We start from the raw sequence: 15,699 nt of genomic DNA, 5'->3' as shown, positions 1-15,699 counted from the left end.
CTTCATTTTCTGGTGTTAGTTGATTTGAACGCATGATGACAGAAATATCGTCTAAACCAGATGGTGTGTGTTCATAAGAAATATTTTCATCTTCTAAAATTTGGAGTAGCTTTCGTCCAAAGCCTACTTCGCGATTCATCAAATATTTAGAGACATATAAAGTTGAAAAGCCACTGTCTGCCGAGATACCTGTAACTGGACGACCTGTTGCAGGACGGCTTGGTACAATACGTGTACCTGGGGCTGATGGATTATTTGTATTTTTTATGTTAACTGGCACCCCAATCTTGTAGACAGGCATTAACGCTTCATCATGGAACACTGAAAAGCCTGCATATGATAATTCGCGCATTTCGCGATACGTAATTTCTTTAATTTCCACTGGATCATTGACGACTTTCGGATTCGCAGAGAACACACAATCCACATCCGTAAAGTTTTCATAGAGCTCCGCTTCAACAGCTGCTGCTAAGATGGAGCCTGTAATATCAGAGCCACCGCGGTCAAATGTTCGCAATACGCCCGCTCTAGTGTAACCGAAGAAACCTGGGAAAACAATAATTTCTTTTGTATCTTTTAAAGGGGCTAAATTAGCATACGCTTCTGGTAAAGCAAATGTTCGTTCAGGTAAATCATTTACCACTAGCCCATCTTTAGGACTGACATAGCGTGCGGGCATACCAATCGCGTTAAAATAGGCAGCAATGAGCTTGGCGTTATTATCTTCACCTGCCGCTTTAATGCTATCGATGAATAATTCCACGTTCGTTTTGTCACCTTGTACACGTTCACGTAAATCTTCCGCAATCACGTCACAAATGGCATAATCTATCCCCAAACCATCCGCAATCGCTCTAAATCGATCCACAACAGTCTGCAATTTTTCTTCCGTATTCTCTTGTTGTAACGCTGCATTTGCTAATTGTATTAATAGGTCTGTTACTTTTATATCGTCACCAGAACGTTTCCCTGGTGCTGAAACGGCAACGATCTTACGTGCCGGATTAGATTTCACAATGTTTGCCACTTTTTGAATTTGTTCTGCGCTTGCTACAGATGTTCCACCAAATTTACACACGATCATATCTATCAAATCCTAACTTTTTCAAATTAATTGTATGCCTCCAAAAAACAATTGAATGTACACAGTGTACAAATTATCGTTTCCTACGTCAATACAATTTAAAAAATTCACGCAATTTATCGAGAAATATGGACATTTTTCGTACTGTTTGATTTATTATACGGATTTCATATGAAATAGTTAAGGTTTTTGTGAATTTTTTTTCGTGACGTTCACATAATCGTGAAATTTTCCGTTCTGACTTTCTTCTATATAAATGAAGAAAACGCTTTCTCCCCCTATGATATGCACAATTATCCACTATGTTTGTGCTCTTTTGCCTGTTCACAACGTTGATTTGAATGGGATTTTACTTCTAGCGTGTGGATCTGATTTCGTGGGTATTTGCTTCGCTTCCGCGGGTATTCGCTTCCCTTCCGCGGGTATTCACTTCTCTTCCGCGGGTATTCGCTTCCCTTCGCGGGGATTAGCCTCTCTTCCGCGGATATTCACTTCGCTTCAGCGGGTATTCACTTCCCTTCCGCGGGTATTCGCTTCTCTTCCGCGGGTATTCGCTTCGCTTCCGCGGGTATTCACTTCCCTTCCGCGGGTATTCGCTTCGCTTCGCGGGTATTCGCTTCTCTTCCGCGGGTGTTTACTTCTCTCCCGCGGTATTCGCTTCCCTTCGCGAGTAATAGCCTCTCTTCCGCGGGGATTAGCCTCTCTTCCGCGGGGATTCACTTCTCTCCCGCGGGTATTCGCTTCCCTTCGCGGGGATTAGCCTCGCTTCCGCGGGGATTCACTTCTCTTCCGCGGGGATTCGCTTCGCTTCCGCGGGTATTCGCTTCGCTTCCGCGGGTGTTCACTTCTCTTCCGCGGATATTCACTTCTCTTCCGCGGATATTCACTTCTCTTCCGCGGGTATTCGCTTCTCTTCCGCGGGTATTCGCTTCTCTTCCGCGGGTATTCGCTTCGCTTCCGCGGGGATTAGCCTCGCTTCCGCGGGGATTCACTTCTCTCCCGCGGGTATTCGCTTCCCTTCGCGGGGATTAGCCTCTCTTCCGCGGGGATTCACTTCTCTTCCGCGAGTATTAGCCTCGCTTCCGCGGGTATTCGCCTCGCTTCCGCGGATATTCACTTCGCTTCCGCGGGTATTCGCTTCCCTTCCGCGGGGATTCACTTCTCTTCCGCGGATATTCACTTCTCTTCCGCGGGTATTCGCTTCGCTTCCGCGGGTATTCGATTCGCTTCCGCGGGGATTCACTTAATTCAACAAAAAAACTAGGCTCACGTTGCGTGTCGCCTAGTTTTTCTTGTACTCTATTAAATTGCTGTCCAGCCGCCATCGATGACTAGCTCTGCGCCTGTCATGAAGCGGGATTCGTCAGATGCTAGGAAGACTACGCCATACGCTACATCTTCAGGTTCACCGAAGTATGGTAGTTGTGTGTAAGTTTGATAGAATGGCAGTGCACCGCCCTCCTCCATGGTAGGTGCTACCATTGGTGTAACGATAATACCTGGGTGCACAGAATTTACGCGAATTTTATCTTTGCCGTATTCGATCGCAGCCGATTTAGAAAGAACGCGTAGTGCGCCTTTTGCTGCGGTATAGGGGCTTGTCCCAGCCATTCCTACGATACCACCGATCGAAGAAATATTGATGATGGAGCCGCCACCAGCTTTTTGCATTTCAGGAATGACATATTTCATACCGATGATACAGCCATTAAGGTTAATGTCCATGACTTTATTCCATTCATCCATTTCCATATTAGCAATTGTTTTTGGTGATGAAACGCCTGCATTGTTTACAAGAACATCCACCTTACCATAAGCCTTTACAGCCTCTGCGATTACTGCCTTCCACTCATCTTCAGAAGTCACATTATGTTGAAGACCAATAATCTCTCCGCCGTTTTCTTTAATTTCTTTAACTAAGTTGTTCAATGGCTCGATTTGTACATCTGTTGCAATCACCTTTGCCCCTTCTTGAGCAAATAATTTTGCCTCTGATGCGCCCATTCCCATTGCCGCTCCTGTAATAATTGCTACTTTCCCATTTAAACGACCCATATTAAAACTTCCTTTCCTTTATCTATAAATGAACAATTCGTGAAGATGTTAACAACTAGTTGTATTATCGACACCGTGTCGTTAATATAATTATAACGTGCTATTTGAAAAGGGCAAACAACAGTGAACGCGAATGTGACGCTTTCGCAACAACAGAATTTAAAACGTTGATTAAATCGATCATTTAATACAAGGAGCTTAAAAATGTCGAAAAAAATAGATCCACGCGTAATAAGAACACGCCAATTATTGAGAGATGCACTGGTGGAATTAATCGATGAACAAGGCTATGAGAAAATTACAGTACAAGATATTACAAAACGAGCCACTTTAAACCGAGCTACTTTTTATTTACATTTTCGCGATAAATTAGACCTTCTTTATCAAAGCTCTATGGAAACTTTACAGCAATTAGTTCGTTGTATTCACCCAAATTTTGAAGAGAAAAAGGAGTTTGATTTATTACCTAATTACGATCAGCCACACGACACATTTATGCGTTTGTTTGAGCAAATTGCATCAAATAGTAAGCTTTATAAAGTATATCTTACGGAAAAAAATATCCCTTATTTTTCTGATGGCCTAAAAGACATTATTATTAATTTTGTCTCAAGTGGTATTCAATTTATGGAGCCTGACGATCAAAAGCTGACAGTGCCCCGTGAGATGGCTGAACGTTTTTATGCTGCTGCCTTTCTCGAGGTGATTGTTTGGTGGTTAGAAAATGACATGCCGTATACGCCCAAATTTATGGCAACGCAGTTAATGCGTATTACTATTAAAGGCCCTTACATCAACAATCCCTTTGAAAAGTAAAATATTGTATTTTAATTCCGATTGGGTCTTCGATAATGCCATGAGCATAACTAAGAATGTTAAAATAAAAGGTAATCACAAGCGTGCATGTGATTACCTTTTTCTTATTCAACCAAACTATTACCATTTCAGCTTTAATTCTCTATTAGGGTTATGGCATTGTAACCATTTGTCAGCTTCACTGACCATCCACGACCCAAATTCATTTAAAAACAATAACAATTCGTTTGTATCTTTGATGGGTGTTATCGCATATTCAAGTGCCTTTCTCATGTCACTTTCCTTTTCAGGGAAACATTCCGAAAACAATTTGTAAGCGGGGTATAAATCCCTTGTATATGTGTTTTCCTTAGTTATGGTAAGTGCAAGTCCTGCTCTTACAATAATTTTCATAATCCATTTACAACAATCTTTAATATCCTCTACATCAGAATTGTGTGGTCATTCGCTAAAGCTTCGTTCGCTTTATATCTTGGTAATAGAGGTATTAAATCCTCTCCAAACACACATATACTATGGGTTTGGAGTATGAAACTAATGATTGAAAAAGATGTCGTATTTAAAATATCTTCTTTGCAGTAAACACTTAGTTCAATCCCATCGACACAAGTATGGTTCTGAGTTAATGCATCTTCCACTTCTTTTATCCGCTTTAACTGCAGTTTATTAGGTTTTTGCTTCGTAACCGCTATCGTGTCTAAGTCAGCTACTCCTTCAATACCTATCCCTTTTGGAATCGATCCCCTTATATACGCTATGTAAGTCATCTTGAAGAAGGGTGCGATACGTATGAACCACATCGTTTATTACAGGATGAAAAATTGGGTTGATTTTATTCCAATCTGAATGATTAATAATGTGTCCATCACTATCCGTAACACAGAAGCTTTCAATCTCTTTAATTGTAGTCATCACATTACTCCTTTTTTCATAAAAATAGGATAGCATGTTCTATAGTGAACGAGCTATCCTACTTTCAAAATTGAGATAACCTTCAAAAACTACCCTTCAGCAAACTCATTCTTCAAAGCAAACATCAGCGTTTATTTTTCATTAAACTCAAATTCAATCTTTCCTTCTACCAAGCGGAGTGCCGCATTAAATGGTTTACCATTTTTTGATTTAAAGCCTTTCATCACGGCAGTTTTACCCATCTTGCATAAATCATGTATGTTCTTTTCCGTTAGTTTTTTTCCTAGTAGCCTTTCTGGGAACGTTTGCTTACAGCCATTTTTATAATTCGAACAGCCATAAAAGCTTTTGCGCAAACCTATTTTTCCTACTTTACATGTTGGACACGTCACAATCTCTTTCGCAGCAGCTGGTTTAAAGTGCTCAGCTTCAATTGTAAGTGACTCTAGCTGTTGAGGCACATCCTGTATTAATTGATTAATAAACTTGCCAATACTATCAATAAAATGCTTTGCAGAGCCTTCGCCACGTCCAATTTTATGTAAGTAAATTTCCCATTTTGCTGTCATCGATGGACTGGACAGCAATGTTCCTTCAATGGCCCGACATAAAAGCTCTCCTTTTGGCATAATGTTCACGATGTTTTTTCGTACTTCAATAAATCCATGCTTTTTAATCGTCTCAATTATGCCGCTCCGAGTTGCTTCTGTCCCAATACCTTCGATCGATTTGAGTACCTCGATTTCTTCTTCATTCTCCACGGATTTACCACATGTTTTCATCATCGTAATGAGTTGCCCTTCTGTATAGGGCTTAGGAGGGGTTGTTGTGCCTTCTAAAATAGCGACCTGACATTGTACCATTTCATCTTTGCTTACGACAGGTAATGACTCGTCACGAGCCTGCACGTCTTTATCACTTGAAAACAACTCTTTCCATCCTTTTACAAGCTCCGTTTTCCCTACCGTTTTAAATTCTACATTTTTGACATTTGTGATAATCGTTTTTTCATCGTATTCATAATCTTGGTGAAACATGGCCAGTGTCGTATTGATGATTTCGAAATAAACATTGCGTTCATCCGTATTCATCGATTGTAGCGCTTTTTCTGTCGGTACCTTTCTCGTTGGAATTATGGCATAATGCTCCCCAACGTTGGCATTGTCGACGTAACGTTTGTTTGACCCTCGATTGATCGTATGAAAGGACTTCCCTACAAGCTTTTGATAGTTACCCAGAGATTCATTTAAATAGGCAAACTCATTTTGCGTAATGAGCTGTGAATCGGTACGTGGGTAAGAAACAAGCTTTTTCTCATAAAGTGATTGCGTAAGTTTCAACACATAGGACGGACTATATTTCCAACGTTTATTGGCAGCTGCTTGTAATGTGGATAGTGCATGTAGTTTGGGCGGTGCAATCCGTTTCGTTTTGTTCGTGACACTCGTAATTTGACCTATATCCATTGGTTCAATCTCATGTTGTTGCAGGAATTGCACGGCCTCTGCACGCTCTTTTGTTTTTAACTTGGCCTTCCCCTTGTACACACCATTCTGCGCTTTAAAAACCCCTTCAATTTCATAAAAATGTTCAGGCTTGAACTGTTCAATTTCCTGCTGTCTTTTATAAATTAGATAGACAGTTGGCGATTGCACACGTCCAATGGAGATACTCCCCTTAAAGCCTTTCTTCTGTAAAAGTAGTGTATAAAGGCGACTACAGTTCATCCCTACGAGCCAATCGCTAATTTGACGCGTTTTTGCTTCTTGATACATCAGCAAATCACGCTCATTACTCTGCATATTATTAAAGCCTTTCCGAATTTCCTCCACCTCTAATGAATTGATCCATAATCGTTTCACAGGCTTATTTACTTTCGTCATTTTTAAAAGGGAGTAAAAGATATTTGAACCCTCACGCTCACTATCACAGCAGTTATAGATCATCGTCACTTGCGGATCATGAAAGATTTTTTTTACAGCATTGAACTGTGTATACATTTTAGAAACGACTTTATCTTCAAATTTCTGCGGAATGATCGGTAATGAGGACAGCGACCATTTCTCCCATTCCTTTTGATATTCTTTCGGTTCCTTTAACTCAACAAGATGACCAACTGCCCAGGTAATGATGGCTCCTTCAGGAAAAGTAGAACACGGTTCCAATTCAATAAATACTTTCTCTTTTTGTTTAATTTTAAATGCATCAGCATAGGCTCTTGCTTGAGAAGGTTTCTCTGCCAAAATGGCGATTTTCCCCATTGATCATCACATCTTCTTTTAAAAGTTTAGTATATTTTTCTAGAAAAACACAAAACCCAACTAATCAGATTAGTTGAGTTTAAAGTGAAATACTCTACTATTATTTTACTGTAAACAATATAAAATATCACTTACTAAAATCTTTGAAAGAAGACCCTTCAAAATTTTTAATTTCCAATCGGGGGAGAAATATGCTTTGCCAATAAATCAATCTGAAAGGATTAAACAAAACCAGCTAAACACTTTTTTCTGTAATAACTGGTTTTGTTAAGTATGCTAGTTAGTTCAGCGTGATTGTAAATTCCGAGTTAGCTGCGCCGGCAAATACAACCGTTCCGTTCTTCGGCAGTTTTACTTTGTTTTTGCCACTCACAACGGTAAAATTGACACATACTCCTGCCTCATCATATACCGCGAATGAACTTTTGGAAGGCAACGACACAGTCATCGTTTTTCCTGCTGCCGCTTGTGGTATTGTAAACCATTTAGCTTGACCATTTGCATGCAGTGTAACTTTGGATGATTGACCTGAATCAAGTGATTTTAAATTTGACCCACTAACGTATAACAATCCGGCCATCTCCATATATTCAACACCGTCTTCAGTATAGAAACGAGCTTCTGTCATATCACGACCATTCATCACAGGAATCTGGAGTTGATGTCCCGCAGAGTTTGGGCCTGTAATTTTTCTGCTCTCCCAATAACCTTCAAAATTGTCATCGCGATTAATTTGTTTGAAAAGCATCATTGGTAGAAGATATTGAGCCGAACTGAATTTCTCATTCACGAGATAGAACTTAACGCCCTCTCGCTTCGCCCATGCAGCAGCTGTTTCCTTCGACAGTACATTGTCTTCTAGTTTCTCAGCTAAATAGTGAGTCACCGCAACTTCCCCAAAACCTGGCGTTGTTTGATAGGTACTCTCTTTCAAATAAGTTCTTCCATTCTTCTCACTGACAAAGTTAAGCTTGGAGGTACCCTCCTCATTCATAAAGCTACCATCTGCGGTATATACAAATTTTTCTTGTGTATAATTTGGTAATAATAGTTCCCCATTCTTCGTAATTTCTATTTTGAAATGACCGTAACTATTACCATATAAGCCCGCTTTCTTTGCTACATCTTGAGGCATCTTTGCCTTGTTCGGCTTGCCAAAGGATTTGTTTGGCTTAATCTCGTTAATTGTACCCTTCTCTTTTAGGGCTGCGAGCAATAAATCATTTGCCATCATTTGATTTGTCACGCTGCTGCCACCTGATGATAATACAGCCACCGCCATTTTCTGTTCTGGAAGCACCACTAGTGAAGCATGTTGTAATCCCGTGTCGCCGCCTTTAGCCAAGCCCTTTATCCCATATTCACTGAATGGATAAAGCTTCACACTATCCCATCCAAGTCCATAGTTGATGCTATTATCTCCATCGCCTGGCCACATACCTTTTTTATATTCCTCTTGCTCCATCGCTTTGACTGCTTTATCAGAGAGGATTCCTTTTCCCTGCCCCATAAATAATTGTGAGAATCGCACCACATCCTCCGCAGTTGAAGAAATCCCTCCTGTGCCAATTACATTTACGGATTCAGCAGGAAGCTGCCCCTTGTATGTTGGAAAATAAAGGCCAGCCCATTTTGCATCTTCCCAATTATCCTGTGGCGTTTTTGTATGATGGAGCTTTAATGGTTCTGTAAACTGCTCGTGTAGAAATTCTGTAAAGCTTAAACCGCTAACTCTTTCAACTAAAATTTCGGCCAACGTAAAGCCATCATTACAGTATACTGAAAATGCACCAGGATCTGCTTTTAAGGTCTTGTCGGATAATTGTCGCAACAAGTTATCATGGGCATAGGTATCATTATCTTCAAATAAAAATGCATTAGTAAACATAGTACCTTGTATGCCGGAAGAGTGGTTCAATAACATACGAGGCGTAATTTTTTTATACCGCTCATCCTTCATCTTGAAATCTGGGACATAGTGGAAAACAGGCGTATCCAAATCGACTTTTCCTTCGTCAACCAATTTCATTACAGCTGCCGCTGTATATACTTTACTAACTGAGCCAATCCCATATAGCGTATCTTTGGTTAACGGCTGCTTCCCTTTAATATCGTTCTTGCCGGTTTGACCCGACAAAACGATTTTGCCATTATCAATTAGCGCATACTGCACACTAATTGTCTCATAGGATTTCATGAGTAATGCAGCCTTCTCTGCTGCAATCTTTTTCAATTCTTGGCTAGCCACTACTTCTTGACTAGCTACAGTGGTAGTCTGACTGCTACTAGAAAACGCCATCGCGTTAGTTGGGAGGAATATCGTTAGCGCTAATGAAGCCGCTAACACCCCAGATAGTTTTCTTTTCATGACAGAATTGCCTCCTTGTTAGGTTCGCTTAAGATTATTAAGAACAACAAGAACTCTTTGTCGCCCTTATTAATCATTATATGTAACGAAAACCAATTACAGGAAAAAATAAAGTAAACAGAAGGTAAAATTTTATATCAAAGATAAATTCACAATCTCTAAAAAAACAACAGATTATACAAACAAACGTTTGTATAATCTGTATTCCTACTAATCAAAGTTTAACTTTTTTCTAAAATGCTACAAATAATTATTACCTCCTTGTATGGATCAATTACTTTTGTATTCAATTACATGTAACACTTTTACTTTTAAATCTTCTATCATTTCTTCTGTTGCTTCTTTTTCTTCTCCTTCAAACTGTCGTTTTAATTGTTCTTTTGCTATAACTTCTATTACATCTTGTGTAGATATATTCTTAGATGCTGCGATTTCTACAACCGATTTACCAGTATCCAAATTTTGTTTCAATTCTCCTGGAGTCATATCTAATAAAGAAAATAGGTCTGAATTATTTAAAAAATCATTAGCAAAGTAATCAGGCTGACTATTTGTTGTAAAGAAAGCCTCATCAGAAAAACTAAATTGCGTTGGTTGCTCGTTACTTTTTTGTTTTATTGTTTCGTCGGTTTGTGTGCTAACTATTTGAGCGGATTTTACTGATGCATCTGCATCTTTCTGAATTTGTTTAGCGTAAGTATGCCCACTACCTAATAAAAATGCTGAAATACCAAAAGCCATGATTAAATTTTTTTTACTCATCTTATTCCCTCTTTTCAGTTATTTTGTATTACATAAACTATTATTGCTGAACTATGTAAAGATAAAATCAAGATGAGGTGGATTCGAAATGAAAATTCATTTAAATTGAAGTTACTTTTGGCCAGCTGATGGAAAAGTGACCATAAGTAGAAAATTTCACACAACTAATTTTCAATGTAATGCCTTTGCTACAATTAAAAAAGCTCATACAAAAGGTTTATAAAACCGTTTGTATGAGCTTGTCTCCCTCTTTTATTGGTAAATAAAAATAAAATTCTACTCCATCGGATGTATTGCAAACACCGTATTCAACTCCATGGAGCATTAATATATTTTTTGAAATTGCCAGTCCCAAGCCAGTTCCACCTTCAGATCTTTTTCTAGAAGCATCAATTCTGTAAAAGCGCTCCCAAATTTTCTCTAAATGATCTTTTTCAATTTGAGCCCCCTTATTCTCAACACTAATTCTTACCTGTTTCCCTTCTGCCTCAATCGCCACAATTATACTTTCTTGCGCAGGCGAGTACCGAATAGCATTCGTCAAAAAATTCATAAGAACCTGCTCGATACGGCGTTGGTTAGCAACTACTTCAATCTGTAATAAGTGGGTCTCAACTCGTAATTGTTTTTGCTCAATTTCAGGCATAAGTTTTTGGCAAATTTCTTCTAACAGCGAATGGATATAAAAAGCATCCATTTGCATTTTATACGTACCCGATTCATACTTTGCTAATTCAAGCATATCGATAATCAATAAATCCATCTTATCCACTTCTTGTTCCAATGCATCGAAGTAATATTCTTTCTTATGATTTGCAACATTTCCTCTCAATATTGTTATGCAGCTTTTCATAATACTTAAGGGTGTTTTTAACTCATGTGATACACCAGAAATAAATTCTTTTCGCGTATTCTCTAGCTTTTTTTCCTTTTCAATATCTTGCTGTAGCTGGTCAATATACATACTTAATCTGTTCGAAAGTACATTGATATTCCTTGATAAATCTCCAATCTCATCCTGTGAATGAACAGCAATTGTCTCAGAAAAATCTAAATTTGCTATTTTCTCTGTAGTACGGTTGATTCTCAATAACGGCTTGGCTATTTTCACTGAATAGTAAAAAGATGCCAATAATATCAATATAAAAACAAAAGCAACAATGTAAATATAATATTCCTCAATCATTTGAACAGCTTCATCCACTGGCTGAAGTGAAGCCATTGAAAATATATAGGAGTTTGTTTCATCAGATTTTGTTATTAAAATTTTGTATTTAATGTCGTTTTGTACATAATTACTTTGTTGAGTAGTAAAATTCTGAAAATCCAGTTCATTTAATAATATCTTATTTTGAAAATCTTTAATTTGCTCTAAAAATAGTAAATTAGAATAAATTATGGATAAATTATTACTTCGTGGAAATTGAAAATTAATAATTTTACCCTCCAGATGAACCATATCAGAATTTTCATTAGAGGCATATAACTCCTTTAGCTTTTCCCTCGGTCTCCCTATTTTTTTATAAAGTAAGTTATTCCTGTAGGTTAAAGATTTTTCCAATAGATTAGGGTTTGTATATGTTTCATTTTCTATTATCATTTCAATTGGAGTTAATTGCGACTCTTTTAGTATTCCGATTAAATTTACTTGACTATTCTTCAACAATGATTCCGATAACTGGACCGGATTTTCTCCATCAATGACATATAAAGGAACTTTTATTGTTTTCAATCCAACCATAGTTTGATAATCCTCATGCAATTGCACTTCAATATAGAAATCATCCTCATGCTTTAAATGACCGGACTGATCCAATATTGTAATCCAAGCATTATTTTCATCAGTAAAATCCCTCACTAACTGTTGAATTTTCGTCATGTCATGACTATTTTTTTGATACTCTTTTTCAAATACAGTTAAATTGGATTCTAAATCTCCTACTTTTTTATTGATATAAAATTGTTTGAAGAATATAGTTTGCCCTACAAAAATGGTAGCCAAGATAAGTACACACAGCATAGTGGTTAGTAAAAACAACTTATATACAATTCCTCGCTTCATTGTATATCCTCGAATTTATATCCTGTTCGAACGATCGTTTTAATACAAGTAGAATGGTCTCCTAATTTGTTTCGCAAATTTCGCATGTGACTATTAAGTGTTCGGTCATCTCCAAAATATTCATAGCCCCATATTTTGGTTATAATCTGATCTCTCGTTATAACAATCCCTTTATTTTCCATTAAATATAAAAGCATTTCATATTCTGTATGCGTCAAAGAAATCTCTTTATTATTCACTTGTACAGTCCTAGAAGGTATATGAATTTTGATGCCACCACTTTCCATACAGTCACCTGCTACATCATTTTTTTGCTCCCGATGATGTAACAGTCTTTTAGAACGTGCCAATAAAACGAGTGGATTGTATGGTTTCGTCACATAATCATCGGCTCCCAATTCAAAGCCTAGTAATGTGTCATCTTCATCTGCACGAGCAGTCAACATGATAATCGGGATATTTGAAGTTTTCCGTATGCGACGGCATATCGTCCATCCATCCAATTTTGGTAGCATAATATCTAAAATAATTAAACTCAGCTCATTTTCTTGAAAAACCTGCAGTGCCTCTTCACCATCTTTAGCTTCTAACACTGAATAACCTGCATTCAAGAAATAATCTTTAAGAATCTCTCTTAAAATATCCTCATCTTCTATAATTAATATCGGATCAACCATTTTTATCCCCTGCTTAATTATTAAATGTTCTATTTACATATTCATATTAAGCGAGTGAGTAATTAGAATCAACGACATTGCTAGGATCTTTATTTAATCTTCATATCGGGATTATCGAAAAATAAAAGAGACATACATATTTACAGGTATGTCCCTCCCTATCTTTATTTCATATACATATTCAATACTTTTTCAATGTCTGTATTGAGCCTGTTAATATCAACAGCTTTCACAGGTTGATTGGCAAGCTGATACTTTTGCTTCAGCGCTATGATTCTTCGGACGCTGTCATCAATGCGATCCTCTGTTATCTCTCCCTTGTTGACGGCTGCCTTCACAGCTTGGATCGCTGCTGTCACATTTGCATACTCATGGGCAATTAAAATAACATCACTACCCGCCTTCACAGAATCTACGGCTGCCCGTCCGATATCAAAATGGTTGGTAATGGCTTTCATGGTCATATCATCCGTCATTACTACACCGTCAAAGTCGAGCTGCTCTCTTAACATACCTGTAATAACGTCCTTCGACATCGATGAAGGATACTGTGGATCAATCTTAGGTAATAAGATATGAGCAACCATCACGACATCAGCACCGTTATCAATGGCTGCTTTAAATGGCACAAGTTCTAGTTGATTCAAATCGTCCAAACTTTTTGTGACCTTAGGCAATTCTAAATGGGAATCTACCGCCGTATCCCCATGACCGGGAAAATGCTTGACAACAGGAATGACCTGCTTGGATTCTAGCCCTTTCATGGTTTCTATGCCTAATTTGCTGACGATATCAGGATCATTGGAAAACGAGCGATCACCGATAATGGGGTTGTTCGGATTGCTATTGACGTCCAGTACAGGGGCAAAATCAAGGTTAAAGCCGAACGCCTTTAGTTGTTCCCCTAGTAATTGACCCACCGTAAATGACAATGATGATTGATTGATGTCACCAATTCTTTGGTTCGTTGGGAAATTTTTTAAAGGTCCAGGTAAACGGACAACCTTTCCACCCTCTTGATCTGTTCCTAGAAAAAGTGGTAGCTGATTATTTACATTTGCAGCCATTAAGGCATTCATGAGTGTGACAGTTTGCTGTGGTGTTTCAAGATTATTGCCATACAGTATCAAACCGCCCACTTTGTAGTCGTGAATGAGACTTGTCGTCTCCTGCTGGAGCGTTGTACCTGAAACGCCTGCAAACATCATTTGCCCGATTTTTTCATCCAATGTCATTTGTTCTACTGTATCTGTTACTTGTTCAGTTAGTTCTGTATAGACCGAAATATGATGCACGACAGGATTAGCATCGCTGTCAGTCGGTTTTGGTAAGATCCATTTTAACTGATACTTGTCATTCACTTGATAGACAAAAATAATTTGATTGGTCGTTGGGTCCTGATAGTAGCGAACCTCATCCGGTTCCCCTAACTTGTTTTTAATATCTGTAAGATGAATTTTCTTCATATCTTCTTTGAATGAACGAATATCAAAGGCCTTTGAACCTTGATAGCCGATGGTCACATCCTGATACTCTTCGTATTGTCCATTCGCTGACTCCGTTACTTGCAGAGGTTTTCCCCATTGCGCATGAACCGTCTGTTGATCGGCTTCTCCCGCAGCAAAGGGGACTTCTGGCACTCTTCCCTCTTGCGCTAAACGGGCTATATCCTGCACGATGTCCCCCACATTCTCAGACACATCCTCTTGGACTGCGCTGGACTCAGAATTTCTTGTCGTTGTTTGTGTGCCTGGCCTTAATTTCATGCCGAAAAAAAGGAACAGACCTATTAACATGAGCACGAGAACTAGGAGCAGACCGCGTCTTCTTTTATGCATAAAAAACCTCCTTCACTCATCCAAAATGACTATCTCGAAACAAAACTACTAGCTAACGTTAACATAACCACTCTATGAATTCAAAACATGTGAAATCAACAAAATTGTTACCCTCATTAGAAAATATTATCGTAAGCTAGCAAAAATACAAAGGAAGATGTTAAAATATTCTCATAAAGGGGGATACAACGCATGGGGAAATTAAGCAAAAGAAATATATTGTGGATTGTGCCTATTGGTATTTTAGGGGTATTCTGGTACTTTTATGGTCCACAAAAGGATATTACTGACAATGAATATATTACATACGTAAAAAACTATTCCTATGAAAATAGTACAAAAACATTAGAGAGCGCCTTTGCCTCTGCCTGCGACAATCCATATTGGGTTTATTTCGAAACCCAAAAGGGCCAAGACGTGGTAGAGTTCGAGGGAAATTGCCCCGTTAACAATGAAGTAGCCAAAGTGAATATGCAATTTCTTGTAGACAACGCCATCACCAACGTCCAATCAGGTGCAATGCTGGTCGATAGTAAAATGCAAGAGGAAACAGATCGCGATCAATTTCTGCTAGCCCTTGTTCAATAAAAGATAGACGCCCTTATAGTGAGACTATAAGGGTCTTTTTGTGTACCGAGGATGGCAAGTGATGGATAGCTCAGGTAATGTGGCGGATAGAACGGGCAAAGTGGTGGATAGAATCCTGAAAGTGACGGATAGAACACTCAATGTGATGGATAGATCGGCGAATGTGGTGGATAAAACGCTTAATGTGGCGGATAGAGCGCTCAATTTAATCGATAGCTCGCGCAGAACGATAGATTGCGCTAAGGAACCGGAGAAGGTAAGCGAATTAGTGGATAG

General features: G+C 38.6%; 11 protein-coding genes and 1 pseudogene. 3 read left to right on the top strand and 9 right to left on the bottom strand.

Annotated features, from left to right (window positions below):
• On the bottom strand, positions 1–1,084 hold a 1,084-nt coding region (locus tag RT445_RS16190), incomplete at its 3' end, for an aspartate kinase (protein ID WP_313470965.1).
• Between the two features lie 1,302 nt (positions 1,085–2,386).
• The gene (locus RT445_RS16185) at positions 2,387–3,139 is read right to left on the bottom strand and encodes a glucose 1-dehydrogenase (RefSeq protein ID WP_274796809.1); all 753 of its coding nucleotides are present in this window, start codon (positions 3,137–3,139) and stop codon (positions 2,387–2,389) included.
• Between the two features lie 204 nt (positions 3,140–3,343).
• Between RT445_RS16185 and RT445_RS16180 the strand changes: the two genes are divergently transcribed.
• Positions 3,344–3,955: a TetR/AcrR family transcriptional regulator gene (locus RT445_RS16180; RefSeq protein ID WP_312506260.1), complete on the top strand. Its 612-nt coding sequence runs from the start codon at positions 3,344–3,346 to the stop codon at positions 3,953–3,955.
• Positions 3,956–4,075: 120 nt separating this feature from the next.
• On the opposite strand, the pseudogene RT445_RS16175 reads toward RT445_RS16180, so the two are convergent.
• The 7 genes and pseudogenes from RT445_RS16175 to nagZ all read right to left on the bottom strand — a co-directional run bounded on the left by RT445_RS16175 (position 4,076) and on the right by nagZ (position 14,835).
• Positions 4,076–4,867: pseudogene (locus RT445_RS16175) on the bottom strand (nucleotidyltransferase).
• A 131-nt stretch (positions 4,868–4,998) separates the two neighbouring features.
• Positions 4,999–7,128, bottom strand: a complete 2,130-nt coding sequence (locus RT445_RS16170; RefSeq protein WP_312506262.1) for a type IA DNA topoisomerase — start codon at positions 7,126–7,128, stop codon at positions 4,999–5,001.
• Between the two features lie 280 nt (positions 7,129–7,408).
• Positions 7,409–9,496 carry a serine hydrolase domain-containing protein gene (locus RT445_RS16165; protein ID WP_312506264.1) on the bottom strand — a complete coding sequence of 696 codons (2,088 nt, stop codon included), beginning with the start codon at positions 9,494–9,496 and terminating at the stop codon, positions 7,409–7,411.
• Positions 9,497–9,766: 270 nt separating this feature from the next.
• Positions 9,767–10,258 carry a hypothetical protein gene (locus RT445_RS16160; protein WP_312506266.1) on the bottom strand — a complete coding sequence of 164 codons (492 nt, stop codon included), beginning with the start codon at positions 10,256–10,258 and terminating at the stop codon, positions 9,767–9,769.
• Between the two features lie 217 nt (positions 10,259–10,475).
• Entirely contained in the window at positions 10,476–12,320 is a 1,845-nt protein-coding gene (locus RT445_RS16155) for a sensor histidine kinase (protein ID WP_312506268.1), read from the bottom strand.
• Complete coding sequence (locus RT445_RS16150; RefSeq protein ID WP_312506270.1) at positions 12,317–12,997, bottom strand: response regulator transcription factor; 681 nt, start codon at positions 12,995–12,997, stop codon at positions 12,317–12,319. Before RT445_RS16150 ends, RT445_RS16155 begins: the two co-directional genes overlap by 4 nt.
• A 164-nt stretch (positions 12,998–13,161) precedes the next feature.
• A complete protein-coding gene (nagZ, locus tag RT445_RS16145) occupies positions 13,162–14,835 on the bottom strand; it encodes a beta-N-acetylhexosaminidase (RefSeq protein WP_313470960.1) in 1,674 nt (557 codons plus the stop codon).
• A 192-nt stretch (positions 14,836–15,027) separates the two neighbouring features.
• On the opposite strand from nagZ, the gene RT445_RS16140 reads away from it, so the two are divergent.
• A complete protein-coding gene (locus RT445_RS16140; RefSeq protein WP_274796802.1) occupies positions 15,028–15,423 on the top strand; it encodes a glucosamine 6-phosphate synthetase in 396 nt (131 codons plus the stop codon).
• Between the two features lie 61 nt (positions 15,424–15,484).
• Positions 15,485–15,699 (top strand): hypothetical protein (locus RT445_RS16135; protein WP_312506274.1); only part of this gene is annotated, 215 nt, incomplete at its 3' end.

Origin of the sequence: Lysinibacillus sp. (assembly GCF_032093475.1) — a bacterium.
Lineage (GTDB): Bacteria > Bacillota > Bacilli > Bacillales_A > Planococcaceae > Lysinibacillus > Lysinibacillus irui.
This window is presented reverse-complemented; position numbering and strand designations above follow the sequence as displayed.